The 13996-nt window shown below is 42.3% G+C and carries 15 protein-coding genes; 5 read left to right on the forward strand and 10 right to left on the reverse strand.

From position 1 onward, the window contains the following. Positions 1-106 precede the first annotated feature (106 nt). The 3 genes from AC5JL3_RS01880 to recD2 are packed head-to-tail and all read left to right on the forward strand — an operon-like array spanning position 107 to position 4993. Positions 107-1693: a tyrosine-type recombinase/integrase gene (locus AC5JL3_RS01880; RefSeq protein ID WP_496072940.1), complete on the forward strand. Its 1587-nt coding sequence runs from the start codon at positions 107-109 to the stop codon at positions 1691-1693. Continuing rightward, the gene (locus AC5JL3_RS01885) at positions 1650-2765 is read left to right on the forward strand and encodes a DUF6262 family protein (RefSeq protein ID WP_496072871.1); all 1116 of its coding nucleotides are present in this window, start codon (positions 1650-1652) and stop codon (positions 2763-2765) included. The genes AC5JL3_RS01880 and AC5JL3_RS01885 overlap by 44 nt, the downstream gene beginning before the upstream one ends. After that, positions 2765-4993, forward strand: coding sequence for an SF1B family DNA helicase RecD2 (recD2, locus tag AC5JL3_RS01890; protein ID WP_496072872.1), 2229 nt, complete (start codon positions 2765-2767; stop codon positions 4991-4993). Before AC5JL3_RS01885 ends, recD2 begins: the two co-directional genes overlap by 1 nt. 47 nt (positions 4994-5040) lie before the next feature. Here the strand turns inward: recD2 and AC5JL3_RS01895 are convergent, their stop codons facing one another. From AC5JL3_RS01895 to AC5JL3_RS01935, 9 genes are all read right to left on the reverse strand, one after another. Continuing rightward, positions 5041-5910 (reverse strand): hypothetical protein, encoded by an 870-nt coding sequence (locus AC5JL3_RS01895; RefSeq protein ID WP_496072873.1) that lies wholly within the window; start codon positions 5908-5910, stop codon positions 5041-5043. Between the two features lie 219 nt (positions 5911-6129). Beyond that, positions 6130-6594 (reverse strand): hypothetical protein, encoded by a 465-nt coding sequence (locus AC5JL3_RS01900; RefSeq protein WP_496072874.1) that lies wholly within the window; start codon positions 6592-6594, stop codon positions 6130-6132. A 212-nt stretch (positions 6595-6806) separates the two neighbouring features. Further along, positions 6807-7052, reverse strand: a complete 246-nt coding sequence (locus AC5JL3_RS01905) for a hypothetical protein (RefSeq protein WP_496072875.1) — start codon at positions 7050-7052, stop codon at positions 6807-6809. 38 nt (positions 7053-7090) lie between these two features. Continuing rightward, complete coding sequence (locus tag AC5JL3_RS01910) at positions 7091-9094, reverse strand: NACHT domain-containing protein (protein ID WP_496072876.1); 2004 nt, start codon at positions 9092-9094, stop codon at positions 7091-7093. A 6-nt stretch (positions 9095-9100) separates the two neighbouring features. Further along, positions 9101-10786 (reverse strand): NACHT domain-containing protein, encoded by a 1686-nt coding sequence (locus AC5JL3_RS01915; protein WP_496072877.1) that lies wholly within the window; start codon positions 10784-10786, stop codon positions 9101-9103. 90 nt (positions 10787-10876) lie between these two features. Continuing rightward, the gene (locus tag AC5JL3_RS01920) at positions 10877-11296 is read right to left on the reverse strand and encodes a hypothetical protein (protein ID WP_496072878.1); all 420 of its coding nucleotides are present in this window, start codon (positions 11294-11296) and stop codon (positions 10877-10879) included. A 55-nt stretch (positions 11297-11351) separates the two neighbouring features. After that, the gene (locus tag AC5JL3_RS01925) at positions 11352-11567 is read right to left on the reverse strand and encodes a hypothetical protein (protein WP_496072879.1); all 216 of its coding nucleotides are present in this window, start codon (positions 11565-11567) and stop codon (positions 11352-11354) included. A 139-nt stretch (positions 11568-11706) separates the two neighbouring features. After that, on the reverse strand, positions 11707-12000 hold the full coding sequence (locus tag AC5JL3_RS01930) for a hypothetical protein (RefSeq protein ID WP_496072880.1): 294 nt from the start codon (positions 11998-12000) through the stop codon (positions 11707-11709). After that, positions 11997-12569 carry a hypothetical protein gene (locus AC5JL3_RS01935; RefSeq protein WP_496072881.1) on the reverse strand — a complete coding sequence of 191 codons (573 nt, stop codon included), beginning with the start codon at positions 12567-12569 and terminating at the stop codon, positions 11997-11999. Before AC5JL3_RS01935 ends, AC5JL3_RS01930 begins: the two co-directional genes overlap by 4 nt. A gap of 67 nt (positions 12570-12636) precedes the next feature. Here AC5JL3_RS01935 and AC5JL3_RS01940 point away from each other — a divergent pair, with 67 nt between their 5' ends. Further along, the gene (locus tag AC5JL3_RS01940) at positions 12637-12936 is read left to right on the forward strand and encodes a helix-turn-helix domain-containing protein (protein WP_496072941.1); all 300 of its coding nucleotides are present in this window, start codon (positions 12637-12639) and stop codon (positions 12934-12936) included. A 4-nt stretch (positions 12937-12940) separates the two neighbouring features. Here the strand turns inward: AC5JL3_RS01940 and AC5JL3_RS01945 are convergent, their stop codons facing one another. Next, the gene (locus AC5JL3_RS01945) at positions 12941-13087 is read right to left on the reverse strand and encodes a hypothetical protein (RefSeq protein WP_496072882.1); all 147 of its coding nucleotides are present in this window, start codon (positions 13085-13087) and stop codon (positions 12941-12943) included. Positions 13088-13321: 234 nt separating this feature from the next. Here AC5JL3_RS01945 and AC5JL3_RS01950 point away from each other — a divergent pair, with 234 nt between their 5' ends. Continuing rightward, entirely contained in the window at positions 13322-13987 is a 666-nt protein-coding gene (locus AC5JL3_RS01950) for a nucleoside monophosphate kinase (protein WP_496072883.1), read from the forward strand. Positions 13988-13996 lie beyond the last annotated feature (9 nt).

Here is a 13996-nt window from a genome sequence, read left to right on the forward strand (position 1 = left end):
TCGAGAGATTGTCCTTAACGGTAAAGTCATACATCGTTACTACGACCCTCCAGGATTAGAACATATACCTGATGTTGCATGTCCAAAGTGTAACAAAAAGAATGCAGTGCTGAAGACAGAGTATTGCGTACAAGGGAAAGTTGTTCGTTCACTACTCTGTTTAGGTTGTGGTCAAAAGTTCAAAGGAGAAGGACAGCCCTGGAAGGCTGGAATGCAGCGAAGGATGGGACAAATTGTTCCCCGTCGCCCTTGGGAGTTTAGTGATGATTTTTGGGATATACGAGAATTTTTTCCAAATACTGAAGAACACAAACTTACTACGCTATTTCTGAATTTCAGTCGGTGTGGTTCTGATTGGTTTAAGAAGTTGTTAAAGACTTACATTCTCTCAGCCATTGAAACAGGCTCTCAAATTAGATCTTTGTATTTGTATGCCAATAAATTGAGCTTTTTTGGGCGCTTTCTTCAGCAGCAGTGCGTAATGTCAATGGAAAAAATTGATCGAGATTTGCTAGGAATTTACTGGACAAAACAACGAGGAAAGATAACAACGAATACACTAGCGGGTGAAATGTCTACCCTAAAGATGTTTCTCAATTGGGGGAACACTAAGCAACATTTTAGTACCTCGCCTACTCTCATTACCAGTTTTGACTTTCCAAAAATCTTTTATGACGAACCCGATCCATTAGAAGACTCTGTGCTTGACTCAATTCGGGATAACATACATATTCTACCGGAACCAATACAGCTCATGTTTATGCTAGGTTTTTGGATTGGTGCCCGTCCTAGCGAACTTTGTAACACTGGTAGAGACTGTATTAGCCTTGACCCTGACGGTAGTACATGGTGGATAAAATTTCAACGAGACAAAGCCAACGACGAGCATCGCCTGCCTATTACCACTGATCTTGTCCACCTTATCCAACAGCAGCAGCACTACATTAAAAAACTACACGGAGAAGATTATCCGTACCTATTTTGTCACTATCAGGGAGTAGGCAAAACTGGCTACCCAAACTACCCAAGAATGAAAGCTGTAAAACGCCCGCCATTTATTACAGCTGGGTGTGGTCCAATGGTTAGAATGATTCGCTACCTCATCGAACATTGTGAGATCAAAGATAGTAACGGGAAATTAGCCAAATTCACTGGAGCTATTCTGCGTCCCTCACGGGCAACACATCTCATTCGCAACGGCTTCAGCTTAGATTTTGTTCGCATCTGGCTTAAACATCGCCACGCAACAACTACCAAACGTCACTACACACGTTATCCTGCTGGTGAGTTACTGGATGTAGCTACTGTGATGGCGAACTTGGACAAGAAATACTATGCCTACGACAGCAATCCTCAGAGCCTGCGGGACAACCCAGAATTACACGAACTCGATGGATTGACGATGCTTAATGGGGAGCCTTTATATGGGTATTGTAGCTTTCGGGATTTTTGCCCTCGCTTCGGACGCTGCTACACTTGTGGTTTTCATATTGCCTCTGCCGATAAACTTTCCCACTACAAATCTCAGCTTGAGCGACTGCGTACTAAGGAGCAAGTAGCGTTTAATTATGGTTCTTCAGAGATTCTCGATAGTTACCAAGAGTTGATGAATGCTTTGGAGGAGATGATTGCAGCGTTGGAGTCAGGCAATGAGCGAGAAGATACAACGACAAGTTCAGCGCAATTGGGATGAAGCAGAACGCAGCCGTCATGGGCAGCAGGTGCGGGAACGGTTTGCTAATGAAAGGGAGGAGAAGGTCGCTCTTGCTCACGATGTTATTGAGGAGATGCTAGCTCAAGGTGTAACCATCAGTCAAAATGAAGTTGCTCGACGTACTGGTTTTAGTGTCGGTTTTGTTAACAAGCACTTAGCGTATGAAATAGAGATAGCGAAGCGGAAGCAACAGGAATCTACCAAAAAATCGCGCACTGTACGTCAGCTTAGCGCTGAAGTTAAAGATCTAGAGCGGTTAAGGTTATTGAACCGTCGCTTGCAGCAACAACTTGAGGAGCAGCGCAGAGCTAACAAAGAGCTGCTAGCCCAAGTAGCACGAGTTGTAGATTTAGAAGACGAGGTGGAGCGCTTGCGGACACAGAGTCGGGAGTTGTGGGCAACACTACAGGCATCCCAGGCATCCCAAGAAAAGGTGGTTAATCTGCCTGTTCAAAATATGTCTGTCCAGATTGAAGCAGCGCTGAAGCAAACTGGCATCAAGCTCAACTCAACACTGCGCCAAGAGATTCCTCGGCATTCACAAGAAGCTGTACTTAAGGCAATCGAGGCATTCGAGCAATACCGCAGCATACATGACGTTGGCAGCCTAGCAGCATGTCTGATGAAAGCACTCAAGGAAGAATGGACACCTAACATAGCTGATGAGCAATCTACCACCTCAGAAAAACATGAGTTCGATGAACAATCCAAGCAGAAGAAATCAGTAGAAAAGTTGGAAGCTGAGAATCTTGATTTAAGAAACTTATTAAAGGAGGTAGGTGGGTTTTCAGAGGCAGAGTTGAGAGAGAAAATCTTAGCTCAACAGAGAGACATTAAGCGTTTGAATACCAAGAATAGAGAATTTCAAGCTAAATCCCTAGCAATAGAATCACTTGAAGTAGAAAATGAAGAGTTAAAGAAACAAAATCAACGTCTTTTTAATCGGGTTACTGAACTGGAGGCTTCTGAACGCTCTCAGGAAAAGAAGAATTTTGCCGAAGCAAAGAAACACGCTACAAAACAACCTGAGATTCCAGATGTAGATTATTAATGCGTGAGCAAGCTCCTTCACAACAACAACCTCAGCCTGAAGATATTCAGGGAGTAGTGGAGCGTTTGACCTACCACTCTGAGGATTCTGGCTACACTGTTGCTCGTATAAAAGCTCCTCAAATCAGTGAACTAATTACTATCGTTGGCAGCTTCGCTAATATTCAATCTGGTCAGACACTACAACTAACTGGTTTTTGGAAAGACCACCCTCAATATGGTTCTCAATTCCAAGTTACCCGATACCGAGAAACAAAACCAGCAACTTTAACGGGTATTGAGAAGTATCTAGGTAGTGGTTTAATCAAGGGAGTAGGACCAGTCACGGCTAAAAGAGTTGTTGCCCATTTCGGATTAGAAACTCTTGATATTATTGAAAATCAAATACACCGTCTTATTGAAGTACCTGGTATAGGTAAAAAGAAAATTAAGTTAATTCAGAGTGCTTGGGAAAGTCAGAAAGCTATCAAGGAAGTCATGATTTTCCTTCAAAGTCATGGGGTTTCGACTACCTATGCAGTAAAGATTTACAAACAGTACGGCGATAATTCGATTACTACTGTTACAGAAAACCCATATCAATTAGCTAAGGATGTCTACGGTATTGGCTTCATTACATCCGATACAATTGCTCGGAATATGGGAATCGCACCCAACTGTGACTTCCGATACCGTTGCGGAATCATTCATGTCTTGGGTGAAGCTTCTGAAAATGGACATTGTTTTCTACCCCAAACTGAACTTGTAAAAGCAGCAGTGAAACTGTTAACACTTCCAGACCATCAACCCAAACCAGAGCAATTTCTGAGGCTAACAACTCAGATGGTACAGGAACAAGAACTGGTCATTGAGGATGAGGCTGGTGGTTATGAAAGTCAGTTGCTCTGCTACAAACCTGAATTCTTTCACACAGAGAAGCATCTGGCTAAACGGTTTCTGTCACTTCTAGAGCTTCCGGTTACAGTAGACTTACATCGTGTTCAACGCTGGATTGAGCGATTTATCGAGAAAACAGGAATTGAACTCTCAACTCAGCAACAGAAAGCTGTAGAGACAGCAGCCTCTTCAAGAATTCTAATTCTTACAGGTGGCCCTGGAACAGGAAAGACGTTTACCACTCGTACCATTGTTGCCCTTTGGAAAGCAATGGGCAAATCTATTGCTTTAGCTTCACCCACCGGACGGGCTGCTCAGCGTCTCAGCGAGATGACAGGGATGGAGGCTAAAACCCTGCATCGACTATTGGAGTTCGATCCGAAGACCTTTAGCTTTAAACGGAATCAGGAAAATCCTATTCCAGCACAGGCTATTGTGGTTGATGAATCATCAATGATGGATTTGTTTTTAGCTAACTCCTTATTAAAGGCTATTTCCCAAGATGCTCAACTTTTACTGGTAGGAGATATTGATCAGTTGCCTAGTGTTGGTCCCGGTCAAGTATTACGAGATTTAATTATAAGTGAGCGAGTGCCTGTAGTAAGACTTACACAAGTCTTCCGCCAAGCCCAAACCAGTAAAATCATCACAAATGCCCACTCTATTAATCAAGGGCAGTACCCTACTCTTGAACCAATCTCTAACGAACCACAGTCTGATTGTTTGTGGTTTGAGGCATCAGAGCCATTAGAGGGTGTACAAGCTATTCAGAAATTAGTAGCTAACCTGATTCCCGATGTAGGCTTTAATCCAGCTACTGATGTGCAGGTCTTGTGTCCTATGACACGGGGGGACGTAGGAACGAAGAATCTCAATATAGTGTTGCAACAATTAATCAATCCACCTAGTAAAGCCAAGATAGAGATTGTTAGAGGTGGAACAATTCTACGGGTAGGCGACCGTGTGATTCAAAAAAAGAACGACTACAACCGTGAGATCTTCAACGGTGATATGGGAGTTATTTCTCACATTGATTTAGAGGAACAAGAAGTTACAGTTGAGTTTGCTGAGCGGCAGGTAAGCTATGATTACGCTGACTTAAATGAACTCGCTCTCGCCTGGAGCATTTCGATTCATAAAAGCCAAGGCTCGGAATATCCTGTGGTAATTCTGCCGATGTTTATGCAGCACTACCCAATGTTGAGCCGTAACTTACTCTACACAGGATTAACTCGTGCAAAGCAGTTAGCTGTCATTGTTGGTCAACAGAAAGCAATTACCCTAGCTGTTAGACAGGTCAAAGATCAACAGCGTTACACTCTACTGAATTGGCGTTTAAATCTTATTAGCTAAAGGTTATATACCATGATATTCAGGTTTAAATAGCAATTGTATCTATGTTACAGGTAGGCACTCTTCCATGCGTTGACAAGACCTTGAGCAATCGGTTCAACAACCTCACTATCTGTCCAATATCCATTATGAGAGAGAGGTGTCCATTCGGAGGGAAAATTGCCAGACTTAACTTCTATATCGCGGGTAACAACTTTCTTGTATTCTTCATTTATATTTTTGATAGGATATCCAAGTACATCATCCCTATCATAGAAATTAAGCCACTCTCCTTTAAGGTTTTGATAATGCTTTGAGAGTTCCGGTGAAGGGACTGTAATAGGTGTACCAAAGTCGTCGTATCGCAGTCTCCAAAGAGCGATTTGGCTACCAAAGGTGTAGAACAAGGCAAACGTTTCTCCCTTCTCTAAGGATGTATTGCCAATTTCTATATTTGCCTTCTTGTTTTGTAAATCCCAAATGTAGTTACTCGCTATCACGGAACCGAGGCTATGAGCAATAATACATAGTGGAGCTTTTTCATCGCCATCTTTTGCTAGCTCTTGAAGAGTTTCAGCAAACTTCTCATGTACTTGATCATAGATATTTCTTTTTGAAGGAGTAATCTGGTAACCAATACTATCTGCTAAAGAGTGAAACACAAATTCACGTAATTTAAAGAAGCTGCTTAAGTTTTTAACTTCTAGCCTATCCCACAGTTCATTTTGAGGACGTTGAAGAATTGGTGCCCAGTACACAGGCTTAATCTTTAGTTTTGAATCTGTATCCTCTAGCGTTTCTCCCATTAAAGCTGCAAACCGAGATTTTAGTGGTTTAGCAATGCCGCCAGCAAATTTATCAGGCTTCGTTTCATCAACAAAGTCTTCGTTTGCCGTACCAATACCATGAATAATGGCTACTGTTATTTTTTGAGACACTTTAATACTCCGTTATCTAATATTATGCAAAATTCAGTTCATTGCCTTGTAGATAACTTCAATACTAAGAAATAATTTCCGGTCAGTTAGCCGTTTATAAAGTTACGAAATATAAACCGCGACGTGCGGACGCTTGACGACCTGAACCAGAATATCGTCCATGAGATTAAGCTGAGCATTTCTTTGTGCCAGGTAACATTACTAAGGGATTTAAAGTATTCATCTAAATCTCAAAGGAGGAAGTTCTTCAACTCTTTCAAATTTATAGGAAACGAGAGGAAAATCACTAGGAATAAAAACACCATAAGGAACTTGTTCAATTATGGGTTTACTTGAAGGATTGAAACTATACCAATCTCTTCCTCTATAATCAATGCGGTATGGATCTACATCTATCCACCAATGAAGGGTAAGAGTAGGCGGAAAATCACCTTTATTGCTCCAGTCTAAACTTCCGTGTTTAACTATTGCAGGAATATTATTTTGTACCAATACAGTGTAAATAACTCTAATATTCCCTTCTATAAGATATAACCATGAATCTATAGGATTGGAAGATTTTTCGATTTTCTTATGCTGTTTTTTCATGTACTTAATGAAAATTGGGTCAAGGGAGTCTGGGTAGTAAACTGGAGCCTTTGCATAAGGAGTAAGTTGATTTTCTAAATGAGCTTTATCAATCATGAATTTAAGGGGAGGATGTGCTTATGCCAAATAATTACAGCAAAAATTAGCCTCCCATCAATGGCTAGTCAATGTCTATGCTGTTCAGACATTGACTTTTTAAATAGATTGCGCTTCGACTTAACATCAGAAGAATGGAATGAAGGTTGTATCTTAGAAGTAGCTAGCTCTAGATGATGGATGAAAGCCTGGAGGAATATCGTTGAATCAATTCATGCTTCCAACGGTCTTTCCTGACAAGCATCTTCCCAGGCTGTCATGAACTCACTCCACTCCTCATCAGTTTTTGGTGGCTTGTCCTTTAGCAATCCCACAACTTTTGTCAGTTTCCGGGCTTGAGAAGGGGCTTCACCTATAGCTATGATTTGAAGCTCCAATAGAGGCTCATAACCCTTTGCTGCAAGAGTTGCATACTCTGTATCAGTCATGCCAAGGTCGTGAATTTGCGGCTCACTCATTATCTTTCACGTCTACCTGATAAATTTCATGAGTTCATCTAACTGGACTTGCGCTCAACTTCAAGTTCCATTTGGGCAAAGTGTTCCATCAGCATTCGATGGGTGAAGATGTAACCACCACCAACTTTTTGCAGGAAAATACGTTCTGCGGCGTAGTCAAGGAAGCAGGCATAGTTCCAGGGGATGTAATTATTGAAGTAAAGGATAAGACGCAAGGTAAAATGTTTTATGCAGGCTAAACCACCTCCACCAATTAATCCAACAACCAAACCAATAATCAGCCCATCAATTATTCCAACAGTTAAATCACCAACTAGCCCACTACTTAACCCGCCAACTATTCCACCAATTAACCCGCCAACTAGCCCGAAAATCTTAGCACTCATAGCTGACATCCAGATAGCCTGGTTAGGAATTGTTTTTGTCTCTATTTCCGAGCCACCTAGTCCATTGGTCAGCCCATAAGTCAGCCCTGCAATTAACCCAAGAACTCCATCAAATAGCCTAACAATCTCTACTAGACCAGGTTTAGCAATTTGCTCCAGCTCAGTTCTAAAAAAGAATTTATCAATCAGCTCAATAGTTAATCCAGCAATCAATCCCAAAGTAAATCCAAGAATCATCCAACATAGGAGACCATTTCTTGCCTTCCTCCAAGACCATTTCAGGGTTTCAACTGTTTTGATCTTTTCTCTAACGAGTCCAAGAATTAATGCTAGCGCAACAACAAGCGCATCAACTATTCCAATAATTAGTCCGTCAATCAACCTGTCAATCAACCTATAAAGTAAACCAGATTGCCAAACGTCACGTATTCCAAAAATGAGCTGACCAAGCAGTCCAAAACTCAATCCAAAACTTAGCCCAGCAATTAGTGCAGTTCCAATTCGATATTTTATTTTTTGATTCTTATTTTGTAGCCAACTTGGTTGCATCCTCTCAATTAAAAATATTGTTTGAGACTTTTGTTTCATCCGCTTTGCTAGCCAAGTCAACCAACGCATCACTTGTGCTTTTGAGTAGTGTTGGCTAACCAAACGTCGTTTGAACATCCGCTCAACGTAAGCATCGAATAGCTGCAAGCGACGTTCTTCCGCCAAGTCTATTTTAGGCAAGTCTTTAACAGCTATTCCTTGGTAAGCTATAACCATAATATTAAGCATTAAGGGGGATTTGGCTAACTCCTGTAGTACCATATCCCTTTCAAGCAAAGCTCTCAATCCTACCAGGTCAGCACTTAAACTAGCTAGGTAGTGATAGACTTGTTCTTTGGTGAGCGACCTTACATAAACTGCACCTTGAAAATTTAAACGGTTCGAGAGGTTTTCGTAGTCTTTCATACGACTACAAACAATAATTTCAGGGCTATACTCCTGATGAAATGCATTGATCTGAGAAACACACTGGTTTCGATGTTCAGCCTGAACTTCATCCAATCCATCTAATAGCAGGAGTAGTTGCTGTTGGTTAACCCAATGCTGTCCAATTTTTTTAGGAACCTGATACTTAGTATTCAGTTCTTCTATCAACCAATCTGCAATTTTTTGCCGCTTATTAGCCCAAGAGGAGAGGTTGAATATAACCGGAATTAGGTGATTGACATCCTGTTCTGCACGAGCAATCAAATTGCAGGCTAGTTCTAGTAAAGTTGTAGTTTTACCGGCTCCTGGTTCCCCTAAAATCAGCAGCGTTCGTCCTTCTCCTATTTGCTCAAAGATATCAATTACCTTTGCCCCATCAGGGAGAGGTTGATGCAAAGACTCCTCAATTTCTAAAACCACACTCCAAGGATTAGCAACAGCATCAAGTCGTTCCTCCAAACCCAGTTCGAGCAGCACTTGGTTGTACAGAGATTTTTCTAAAACACCTTTGACCCAAAAGTTCTTGACCTTAGTAAGTAAAGCCTGACGGTTGCGGTACTCTTGTTGGGTTAACGGTGAATTTTGCTCATTTCCGTGAAAGTGAATCTCGCCAACGTAATTGGTTCCACCTGTATTAGTGGTTTGCCAATTTTTACTGTTATCTCTGTTATCCTGCTTCATCAGGGATTAGCGATAGTTAGTGGCGAAGTGTTGACGCAAGAGGTCGTGCATGAAGCGATAGCCGCCTCCTACTCGTTGCAGGAATAGTCGGTTAGTAGCGTAGTCTAAGAAGCGAGCATAATTCCAGGGAATATGACCATTGCTGTAGAGGATAAGACGTAAGCTGAAATGTTGGATACAAGCTATCCCCCCATTGATAAGCCCGAAAATCAGCCCGAAAATTAGCCAGAAACGCAGCCATTCCATCAGCCAGAAACGCAGCCATCCCATCAGCCCGAAACGCAGCCCCTCAATCAGCGCTCCCATCAGCCCGAAACTCAGCCCTCCAATCAGCGCGAGACTCAGCGCTCCAATCAGCCCGGTAATTACAGCATTTTTAAGTGATGCGCGGATACCTTGGTTCGGACTTGTTCTTGTTTCGATTTCTGAACTCTTCAATCCTTCAATCAGCCCTCTACCCAGCCCTCCAAGCAGCGCTCCAATCAGCGCTCCAATCAGCCCGACAATCAGCCCTTCATTCAACCCTTCATTCAGCCCTTCATTCAGCCCCAGAATCAGCCCTCCAAGCAGCGCTCCAAGCAGCGCTCCAATCAGCCCTTTCCACCAAAAAGTTTTCCAATTTAATTGAAGGATTTCAGATGTTCTGATTCCTCCAATCAGCCTGACAATCAGCCGATAAATTTGTTCATGCCTCCTATCCTCCAGCCACGTTGGCTGCATTTTTTCAATAAAAAACTCTGTCTCATTTTGCTCGATTAACTTAAGAGCTAGCCAGCCCAACCAACGTTTAGTTATTTCATGACTAGGGCGTTTCCTCTCATACTTCCTTGCCAACATCACCTCAACATAAGCAGCAAACAAGTAATTCAAGCGTTCCTCTGAAGACTCAAGCTCTTGCCACTTAGCTTGCGATAGTTTTTGACAGGAAAGCACTATCACATTTAATAAAAATGGCGTTTGGGCTAATTTTGTTAACTCTAAGTCATCCTTTATACTGTTCCAAAGCTGGTCGTTATCTGTACGCCGCAGGTACTCTTGAACTTGTTCCTCGCTGAAGGGTTGCAATTCAACTGACGTATTCAATGCTAATTGAGTTGGGTAGAGCTGATACTCTTCAATCCGAGAGCAAACTACTAGCGGACTACTCCAGGTTCCCGGTTGCAAAAACTCATTAAGTTTCACAACGCACTGTTCTTGTCGTTCTGCTGCTAGTTCATCCAATCCGTCCAATAGGAGAATAATCTCTCCGTCTTCAAACCATTGCTTAGTGATATCTCGACGAACTTTGTAAGATTTACCTGAGTTAAGCTCTGCTACTATCCAATCGGCAATACTTTGTTGGTCATTCTGCCAAGATGATAAGGACAATAAAATAGGAACGGGTTCACTTAAGTCTTGTGCCGCACGTTCCACCAGGACTTTGGCTAACTCTAATAGCATGGTAGTTTTGCCAGCCCCAGGCTTGCCTAAAATCAGTAACCTGCCATCAACCCCCGGTTGGTCAAATACCGTAATAATGTTAGTGTTTTTTTGCAAGCGAAACTTGGGTTTAGAACCCGATTTAACGTCAATGTTCCAAGGATGCTCAACCTGAGAAGGATTTGTATCCGCATCCGGAATGACATAAACCCGATTGTGTAAGGAACTCTCTAGCCGTGTCTCCACCTGCATTTTGACAGCCTTGAGTAGCACCGCTTTTGGGTCGCGCTGGCTGTAATTTCTGGTTGGCTTATTCTTACTTTGCGGATTCGACTTTGCCCGTTCCGATTTGGGCGGCTCTAGTCAAGTTGGTGGTTGATTAAAGTGAATCTCGCCAATGTATGCAGTTCCTCCGTCCACTTTGGTTTGCCAACCACGAGCGTTGTCGTAGTTGCTTTGGGTCATTTGGCTGTTATCTTGCAGCTTACCCGCATTAATTTCTTGAGCCAACGCCCGTACCTCATTGCCAAAGTGCGGGTCATCTTCCATCGCATCCTGCAAGTACACGGCTAACCGTTGGAGTTCTTCCTTGTTGCCTTGCTCAACTGCGGTAAGTGCGTTTTCCGCTCTAGGATTACCCTGCAACTTATTCCAAATCTTCTTGCGTAACTCGTCCATCTTGGCGAGTGCGCCTTCAGTAAATTTTTCAACGGTTTTCTCAAGTGCTTTAGTAAAAGCTAAAGTGGCAATCACTGTTGCTGATAGGGTGACTGGGTCTGTCATTTAATATAAGTTCCTCAATAAGATTCAAAAAAGTCAACCTTTTTCCACAGCCAACTTAGTCAACTTCCCTTGACAACGTTTCTAGCATTGCCATCTTCGCTTCAAGGCTAGTCATTCGCTCTGTTAACGAAATCTCAGAAGAACATCCCATGTAAGACGCTAAGGCATTGATGACTACCTCAGTTTTAGACATACCCGTTTGAGAGATAAACGCACTCAAGCGTTCGTTGAGGTTGGAAGGAATACGGACACCGAGCTGAGCTGTGTTCATGGTAAAACACGAAAAATTCCTACCAATCTAGCAAATGCTAGGCAGGATTTAACAAGAGTACTACTTGAATCTGTAAACTTTCTTGAAACACTTACGCCGCTAGAACTTTTTGATGATGGGCAGAGTCGGTTGCTCTGCGCTAGCAATATCGACTCTTCAAGCTCTCTGGAAGCTGTTCGTGAAACTCCAAGAAGATATCAAATAGTGCCAGGGTTTGAGAGTAGTAGGGACGTGGTTTCTCATAGCTTCGCCCTCGGCTCAACCAGTGATTGACACGCGATATATCGGTTTGGCACACGAAGGCAATTTCGTTACGACTAATGCCCGTCCACTTCTGTGCTAGTTGTTGAGGTGTTAGTGCCAGGGGACGACGCTCGGCAAAGCGTTGAAGCAATTCTTGTTCGTGTGCCCCAAAAGAGCGTCCATTTGTCATGCTGGCTCCTCTTGGCTTACAGGTTCAAGTTCATCCTCCCAAGCCGTTGTGGCGACACACCAAGAAGCACTTAGTGAATCCTTATCAAGCCAAATTACATATTTCCACATCCAGTGGCAATGATGGGGAGCATAAGCATAGTATCGCCCAATGCAACGTCCCGTATCAGTCTCGCTTTCTGTCTGACCATCAATAGTGACAGGACACAGACGTAAGCAATCGCCATAGATGAAGCGAGGAGAAGGAGCAGCAGTTGGGAAGTTGGCAGGAAGGTCAGTAGATTGAGGATATTCCAAATCTATTGGTTCAGGGACTACTTCCTCGTTTCCTTGGCGAATTGCCTTGAGATAGGCAGCAACTAAATGAGAATCGAGATTATTCGCTAACTGTTCAACCAACAAAGCAGCAACCATCTCTAATTCAGGTTGAGTGATTGGCTGGCTATCGAATTCGGGACTAGAGAAGTTTTGTAAGTGAATAAGTAGATCTGTGACTGCAAAGTCATGGAGTCCTTGCTGATAAGCCACTGATAATGCAAATGGCGATATCTGAGAGGGAGTACCAGGCATAGTGAGTTATGAAATCAGATTGCCCTCATTTTATAACTTATAGTCAATAAAACTAAACTCATTGTCTATGGACTCACGGCTGGCACTTCCTGAAAATCAGGCGGTGAGTCAAAAAAAAACATCAGAGATTAACAAGCGTTTTGGGAAAGCCCTCAGGCGGCGGCGGCGAGAATTGGATTTGTCTCAAGAGGAACTTGCCGAACGAGCTGAGCTTCATCAAACCTACATTTCGGACATTGAGAGAGGGGGGCGAAATCCCTCTCTGGAGAACGTTGAGAAGCTAGCTAAAGCGCTAGACATATCTATCGCTCGTCTGTTCACTGACTACGGTGTTGAGGTAGAGGATGAACCAGAGAGCAGTTCTTGATTATTTAGGTGTCTTGGACGCAGGCTACCCGGTCTACTGCTACGAGAAAGGCTTTGAAGCCCAAGGGTTCGACGTTTTCCTGAAAGTGTTGGGCAACGCCTTTGGCGCTTTTGTCAAAGATTACATATTTAGTACTTGTCAAGTAAGACAACACCAGTTATGGTGATTAATCGTTACTGGGATTTATCGCTTTCAATTACAAACATCTAATTATGAAGCTGTTGCTTTCACTTTAGATTTACTTAAGTGATGATAACCAAGACCAAGCTACTAACAGTTCGTATAGTCGCCTAAATGAATTGTGAACGCAAATGTATGAATGCCTTGTCCAGTAAAGAGTAGGATTTCGCCAATGATTTAGACTGGCTATATATAGAAATAACTTATGTTTTCATCTAAAAAAGCAGCATTATTTGTTCTAGGATTACCTGGCTCAGGAAAAAGTAGCCTCGTTAAAAGCTTATCAGCCCAAACTAACTTCACTCAAGTAAGTATTGGTTGCTTACTTAGAAAGCTTTTAGAGGAAAATCAAAATAATGAAAACACTAAAGTAGCGAAGGAGGTAATTCTTAAAGGAACCTCTACACCTTACAGTTTGGTTGTTAGTTTGATTAAAGAAGAGCTAGCAGGAAAGTCTTTGAAAAATATTGTCTTTGATGGATATCCTAGGGATGCAGTACAGTTAACGAACTTAGAGAATTTACTTTCAGAATTAGATTTCAGCTATCAAACAATCACTGGAGTTTGGTTAGATGCATGTGAAACTTTGATAAAAGAGAGATTACAAAAAAGAGTAATATGCTCTAGTTGTGGAAATCCGTCTGAGAATAATTCTAGTGTTTGCTCAATGTGTGGTGGCTCTTTAATCCAAAGGCTGGACGACACTCAAATTCAATCAATTCGCTCTAGGATTAGTTGGTTCAATAGTAACGTTAAGCCAGTCATTCAAAGTTTTGAGTCAAATTACAGTCTTCTACGTATACCCGCTTCTCATAATAAAGAATTCATTTTAAATAAAGTTCTTACATATCTAAAGGAAAACAGAGTTTAATTAATAAGC

The organism is Symplocastrum torsivum (genome assembly GCF_059505465.1).

What these genes read in the sequence shown, in the direction of transcription:
- AC5JL3_RS01910 (WP_496072876.1), bottom strand. Translation starts at nt 9,094, where the DNA reads ATGAAGCAGGATAACAGAGATAACAGTAAAAATTGGCAAACCACTAAT.
- recD2 (WP_496072872.1), top strand. Translation starts at nt 2,765, where the DNA reads ATGCGTGAGCAAGCTCCTTCACAACAACAACCTCAGCCTGAAGATATT.
- AC5JL3_RS01940 (WP_496072941.1), top strand. Translation starts at nt 12,637, where the DNA reads ATGGACTCACGGCTGGCACTTCCTGAAAATCAGGCGGTGAGTCAAAAA.
- AC5JL3_RS01935 (WP_496072881.1), bottom strand. Translation starts at nt 12,569, where the DNA reads ATGCCTGGTACTCCCTCTCAGATATCGCCATTTGCATTATCAGTGGCT.
- AC5JL3_RS01930 (WP_496072880.1), bottom strand. Translation starts at nt 12,000, where the DNA reads ATGACAAATGGACGCTCTTTTGGGGCACACGAACAAGAATTGCTTCAA.
- AC5JL3_RS01950 (WP_496072883.1), top strand. Translation starts at nt 13,322, where the DNA reads ATGTTTTCATCTAAAAAAGCAGCATTATTTGTTCTAGGATTACCTGGC.
- AC5JL3_RS01900 (WP_496072874.1), bottom strand. Translation starts at nt 6,594, where the DNA reads ATGATTGATAAAGCTCATTTAGAAAATCAACTTACTCCTTATGCAAAG.
- AC5JL3_RS01925 (WP_496072879.1), bottom strand. Translation starts at nt 11,567, where the DNA reads ATGAACACAGCTCAGCTCGGTGTCCGTATTCCTTCCAACCTCAACGAA.
- AC5JL3_RS01920 (WP_496072878.1), bottom strand. Translation starts at nt 11,296, where the DNA reads ATGACAGACCCAGTCACCCTATCAGCAACAGTGATTGCCACTTTAGCT.
- AC5JL3_RS01905 (WP_496072875.1), bottom strand. Translation starts at nt 7,052, where the DNA reads ATGAGTGAGCCGCAAATTCACGACCTTGGCATGACTGATACAGAGTAT.
- AC5JL3_RS01885 (WP_496072871.1), top strand. Translation starts at nt 1,650, where the DNA reads ATGAGCGAGAAGATACAACGACAAGTTCAGCGCAATTGGGATGAAGCA.